The 5,642-nt window shown below is 34.9% G+C and carries 5 protein-coding genes (1 of these 5 running past the window's edge); all 5 read left to right on the plus strand.

All coding sequences use genetic code 11. From position 1 onward, the window contains the following. The first annotated feature begins 33 nt into the window (after positions 1 to 33). Positions 34 to 1,359: a Mu transposase C-terminal domain-containing protein gene (locus V7659_RS20170; protein ID WP_335541738.1), complete on the plus strand. Its 1,326-nt coding sequence runs from the start codon at positions 34 to 36 to the stop codon at positions 1,357 to 1,359. A 10-nt stretch (positions 1,360 to 1,369) separates the two neighbouring features. Next, positions 1,370 to 1,957 (plus strand): ATP-binding protein, encoded by a 588-nt coding sequence (locus tag V7659_RS20175; RefSeq protein ID WP_335541740.1) that lies wholly within the window; start codon positions 1,370 to 1,372, stop codon positions 1,955 to 1,957. A gap of 129 nt (positions 1,958 to 2,086) precedes the next feature. Next, the gene (locus tag V7659_RS20180; protein WP_335541742.1) at positions 2,087 to 3,007 is read left to right on the plus strand and encodes a TniB family NTP-binding protein; all 921 of its coding nucleotides are present in this window, start codon (positions 2,087 to 2,089) and stop codon (positions 3,005 to 3,007) included. 23 nt (positions 3,008 to 3,030) lie between these two features. Continuing rightward, positions 3,031 to 5,055 (plus strand): Mu transposase C-terminal domain-containing protein, encoded by a 2,025-nt coding sequence (locus tag V7659_RS20185; RefSeq protein WP_335541744.1) that lies wholly within the window; start codon positions 3,031 to 3,033, stop codon positions 5,053 to 5,055. A gap of 67 nt (positions 5,056 to 5,122) precedes the next feature. Further along, a protein-coding gene (locus V7659_RS20190; RefSeq protein WP_335541746.1) for a TniQ family protein crosses the window boundary here: on the plus strand, positions 5,123 to 5,642 show its 5' portion. Its footprint extends 23 nt past the window's final position; the window shows 520 of its 543 coding nt (coding positions 1–520); its start codon is at positions 5,123 to 5,125; the stop codon falls past the right edge of the window.

The following is a 5,642-nucleotide window of genomic DNA, read 5'->3' on the forward strand; positions in this document are numbered from 1 at the left end:
GTTAAAAAGTTTAAAGAAAGTGGATATGATATCTTGTCCCTTATCTCATTAATTGAAAAAAGAGGTAAGAAAACAAAGCTTCAATCTGATGTAGAAGCGATAATTAAAAGGACAATTGATTGTTACTATTCTCAAAAAGAATGTATGACCATCAAGGATCTTCACTTCAGAGTAATCAAAATGATTGACCAGGTAAATCATTTTCGTGATCCGAAAGATAAGTTGGTGGTACCTTCTTATCAAACAATCCGTAATAGAATTATTCATTATCATTTAAATGATTCTATTACTAACATTCAAAAGAACAAATATATACAACAAAAAGTCTCGATGATTTACAAACCCTTAAGTATCGTAAAAGTTGATCACTTTTCTCTCGATTTCATGGTAGTTGATGAATCAACCAAATTACCTCTTGGTAGACCGTGGATAACGATTATTATGGATTGTTTTTCAGGTTACCCTTTAGGGGTATATATTGGTTTTGAATTTCCTTCGTACAAGTCTGTATTGTTGGCTTTAAAGGATGCAATTTTTCCTAAAGGTTATTTAAAAGAAAAATTTCCAACAGTCAAAAATGAATGGCATGCCTATGGATTACCTGAAACACTCATCGTTGACAGCGGCAAAGAGTTTCGAAGTAATGACTTAATAGATACATGCCACCAGTTAAGCATTAGTTTGGCATATTCTGCCGATAAATTCCCTGAAAATAATGGGGCTATGGAAAGGTTCTTTAAAGAGGTTGGTGTTACACTTACCAACAAGATAAAAGGAACCACTTTCGAAAACGTAACAATCAAAGACCAACCTGCTATTGAATTCGATAAGTTTCAATTACTATTTTATACGTGGCTTGTGGATTGTTACAGTAATGATTTTAACAAATCCGTTGGAGGAATTCCAACAGTTATTTGGCGGGAAAATATGAAAAATACGCTAAACCATCTTCCTTTAGAAAACAGTGAGATCCTTTTTATGGACAAAATGCATGGAAGCATTCAAAGATATGGAATTCGTTCGTTAAATCTTAAGTATGCATCCCCTATGCTTTTACAGCTTTATCTTAAACTTCAGGTAGCTAAGAAGGAAAATCGGGTAATGTTTAGGGTTAATCCAGAAGATCTTTCCTGTATTTATGTTTATGACCAATTTGAAAAGAAGTACTTTAAGGTTCCTAGTGTAAACCAAGAATACACTAAAGATCTTAAATTAAGTACCCATATGGCTGTATTGAAACGATCAAACGAAGAACGCAGGAAGGTTGACATCAATCATCTTCAAGCTATTCAAGATAATATCAGGTCAATAATTGAGGATCAGATAAAGTTGACGAAAAAATCAAACAACAAAAATTAGGAGGTTCCAAATGAACACTAACGAGAAAATAAATCAGAATATTCAAAATGGTTCGGAATGTATTTCGTCCAAAAATATTTTAAACCTTATTGAACGATGCCATCAATCTTTAAATCAATATGGCGAACCTTATCACTTATTGTTAACAGGTCCGACAGGCGCTGGAAAAACAACAGTTATTCAGCAATACCTTGAAAAGTTGGAAAACAACGAAAAGGTGTTGGTTGTTGATATACCACTTCCTTGTTCGTTACGTTCACTAATCGAAACACTTCTTGTTCTTCTTGGGGATCCTTTTCCTTCAAAGGGAACATTGGAGATGAAAATAAGAAGGCTTACTCATTTTTTCTGCTACTCAAAAATTGAACTTGTTATTCTAGATGATTTCCACCGTCTTTTATCAAGGAATAGACATGCCCGATTCGAGTTGTCTGATTTTATCGTTTCATTATTAAAACGTACGAATGTCCCTTTTGTCTTTGTTGGTTTAGAAGATACTAATCACATTATTAAAGAGAATGCAATGCTTGCTAGACGGGTTTCTTTTCATGTCAATTTGGAACCATTTAACAATGAGAAAGTTGAAGTTAATGTTTAATATGTCTTCTTAATAAAGAGAGAGGATGGAGATTTTTTGCATTACTTTTTCTCCTCCTCCTATTATTAAAGTCCCTATCTTAAAACATTAAATAAGCGTTGGAAAATTTTCAAATCAGGAGTGTAAAAAATGAAATTAGTAAACTCAGAATTAACTGATCTAACTTTGGAAGAGAAAATTTATAAAATTAAAACCTTACATGTTAATCATCCACGATTTAAAAATGCCTTTAAACTAATAGAACAATGTCATCGGTCATTAGAACATACATCTGATCCACAATGCATGCTGGTGACAGGTCCTTCAGGGGCAGGCAAAACAACGCTTTTTAAAAGTTACGTAAAGACCTATGACAAAGTGATGTATGAATCAACACGCACAAAAAAGACTCTGTTATGGGGAGAAGTTCCAAGTCCTGTACGAATTGCCACTTTCCTTGAAATGATGCTTGAAATGTTAGGCGACCCCTTTCCTACTAGGGGAACGATAGGAAACAAGAATCACCGCCTAGTGAAACTGATTAAAGATTGCAAAGTTGAATTAATCATGTTGGATGAATTTCAACATTTTGTTAGCAGGGAAAGATACAAAATTAATTATGAAGTTGCCGATTGTTTTAAATCACTTATTAACCGAACTCAGGTACCAGTTGTATTGTTCGGTTTAGAAGAGGCTGAGGAAGTTATTGAATCAAACCCGCAACTACTGAGAAGATTTTCGTATCGATGCCCAATGGCTCCATTTAGCTACAATACCCCGCAAGGGGTAAATGAATTTCGCACATTATTAGGTCAGATTGACAAGAATTTGCCGTTTAAAGAACATTCCAATTTGGCAGATGCCGATATTGCAGACCGAATAATGTATGCAACAAATGGGGTGATGAACTCGGTTATGAAAATAATTCGTGATGCAGCTTTAAGAGCTGTAAAAGACAACAGAGAACGAATTGAAAAAGTGGATCTGGCAATAGTTTATAATCTCCATGCCTCCATTATGAAGGGAAAAAATGATAATCCTTTTACTAAAGAAAAATTTGAATTTTTGTAATTGTGTATGAGGAGGTTTAAACAGTGCATAGAACCTACATCGGGATTGGCACACGATTTCTTTTGAATGAAAGGGTATTTGAAATAATAGAGAAGCTGGATGGTGAACGGTACAAAGCAAAAGATATGACTTTTGGTAATGTTGCGGAAACGTTTTCAAGAAGCCAGTTACTTAGTCTTTTAGAAAATGGATCATTGAGATTTAGTGTTGAAGGAAAGAACACTTCAGGTGATTTGGTAAAAGACTACGCCTTTGAAGATTTTCAAATGCTTCCTGAAGATGTTAAAAACGACGCACTTAAACGTTATGAGTGTATCGAACCGCTTCTTGATTTAAAAGTTACGTCTTTGAATAAATATATTGAAGAACTCGTTAACGCGCTTAAAGCCAAAGGCTGTAAGGTGTCAAAATCATCCCTATATCGGTGGTACAAAGCGTACATGGAAAGCAATCAAGATATACGTGCTTTAGTATCAAGTACGCATAAGTGCGGGTCTTCAACACCTAAGATAAATATGGAAGTGGATATCATTGTCGACCAAGTTATACAAGAGTTCTATTTAAAAAAAGAAGTTACAACATTAAAGGCGACGTATGAATTAATTTATTACAGGATTGACGAGAAAAATAAACAAAGACCCATAGACCAACAGCTAATACATCCCTCTTTATCGACTGTTCGAAGGAGAGTTTTAAAACTTGAAGACTTTGAAGTCGCAAAGTCTAGAAAAGGTCGGAAATATGCACATGACAAATTCGGACCAGTCCATGCTGTTGAAAAGCTAAGTTACCCGCTTCAGAGAGTGGAGGTGGATCATACCAAGCTTGATTTGTGTGTTGTGGATGAAAATCATCGAGTTGCCTTAGGACGACCTTGGCTTACGATGATACTCGATGTATACACAAGGTATCCATTAGGTTTTTATCTAGGTTTTGAACCCCCTTCATTTACGTCGGTAATGCTTGCGTTGAAACACGCGATTAATCCAAAATCGTATGTAAAAGAAATATTTCCAAATGTCGAGAATGAATGGCTTGCTTATGGCATACCTGAAATGCTTGTAATGGACAATGGGAAAGAGTTTCGAAGTAAAAATCTAGATCAGGTTTGCATTGAACTGGGCATTAAAAAGAAATATTGTCCAGTGAAAGTACCTTGGTATAAGGGAACAGTTGAAAGATATTTTCGCACTATAAATCAAGAATTAATCCATCAAACACCAGGTACAACCTTTTCAAATGTGCTGCAAAAAGGCGAGTATAATCCGAAGAAAAATGCAATTATATCCTTTAGGACTTTAGAAGAAATTCTTCATATTTGGGTGATTGATTATTATGCAAAAGACATGCATGAAGGTCTAAAAGGGATTCCAGCAGAAATGTGGAAAACGGCTTACGAACACGCCCCCTCCCCTGCCGTTCCTTCCACTAAACTAGAATGGAAAAAAAGCCTTATGAAGACTGAGAGTGCGAGTATTCAACGCCACGGAATTAGATTTCAAAATTTGTTCTATCAGGCACATGACTTAAAGATAATTGCATCTGGTTTAAAAAAGAACTCGCTACCCAATAAGGTGATGTTTAAATATGACCCAACCGATATGTCCAGGATATATGTCTATGACCAGGTTATGAACCATTATGTTGAAGCACCTTGTACAGATCAAGAATATTCTAACGGTCTTAATGAATATATGCACAAAGAGGTATCAGCTGAAACGAGAAAAGAAAGTGGCAAGGTTAATAAAAGTGCTCTTGCCAGAACCAGAGCAAAAATTCAAGAAAAAATCAAAGAAGAGAAAAATTTGTCTTTAAAAGAAAGCCAAAAAAATCAGCGTTTAAAAGGGACTGGAAGTAACCAGCTTATGGAAAAATCAGAAACAATGCCAGTTGAAATAAATAAAGCTAAAGAAAATGCTGTACAAACCATTCCAGAAATGTTTGAAAAGAAAAGTAAACCAAAAGAAAATAACGACCACCCACCCAACGAAACACAGCAAACTTTACAAGATATGCTAGATGAGATTGATTATTCCGATTGGGATTAAAAATACTCCGAGTCTTTACTCGGAGTATCATCGTGTATATGCACCTTAGAAAAGGAGATGTATAAAAATGAAATTGCTTAACAGAATTAAGCCCATAGAAAATGAAAACCTTTATTCGTTTTTGAATCGTTTAGCATCGGCAAACTATTTTGACCATATTGGATCAATGTTAAAGAGTCTGGGTCCAAGTTTATATGTAACCAATTGTAATTATCTTAAAGGCAACACCTGGGAAGGTACTGTAATTGAACTATTAAATAATATTGAAGTAGACGTTAATGAATTGGTTTTAAATCAATTTGATGAACTTATCTTCCAAAATCATACTTCTGATTATGCTGTTGCTTATAACCTATATCATTCAAAATATTGCCCCCTCTGCTTAAAGGAACATTTTTATTATCGCCAAATTTGGGACATCTCTTTTGTCACTATTTGTTCTAAGCATCGGAACCCTCTAATTGAAAATTGTCCAAAGTGCGGAAAGAAAATTCTGGCATCAAGAATGGTTAGGGACCTTTGTCAATGTGGTTTTATATTTTCTAGTTATGAACCAGAAAATGAAGTCCTTCCTAATAGTTTGCTAG

This window comes from Neobacillus drentensis, assembly GCF_036966985.1.
Classification (GTDB): domain Bacteria; phylum Bacillota; class Bacilli; order Bacillales; family Cytobacillaceae; genus Neobacillus; species Neobacillus drentensis_E.

Excerpts from the sequence above, each read along its gene's own strand:
- V7659_RS20175 (WP_335541740.1), top strand. The coding sequence starts at position 1,370 with ATGAACACTAACGAGAAAATAAATCAGAATATTCAAAATGGTTCGGAA.
- V7659_RS20180 (WP_335541742.1), top strand. The coding sequence starts at position 2,087 with ATGAAATTAGTAAACTCAGAATTAACTGATCTAACTTTGGAAGAGAAA.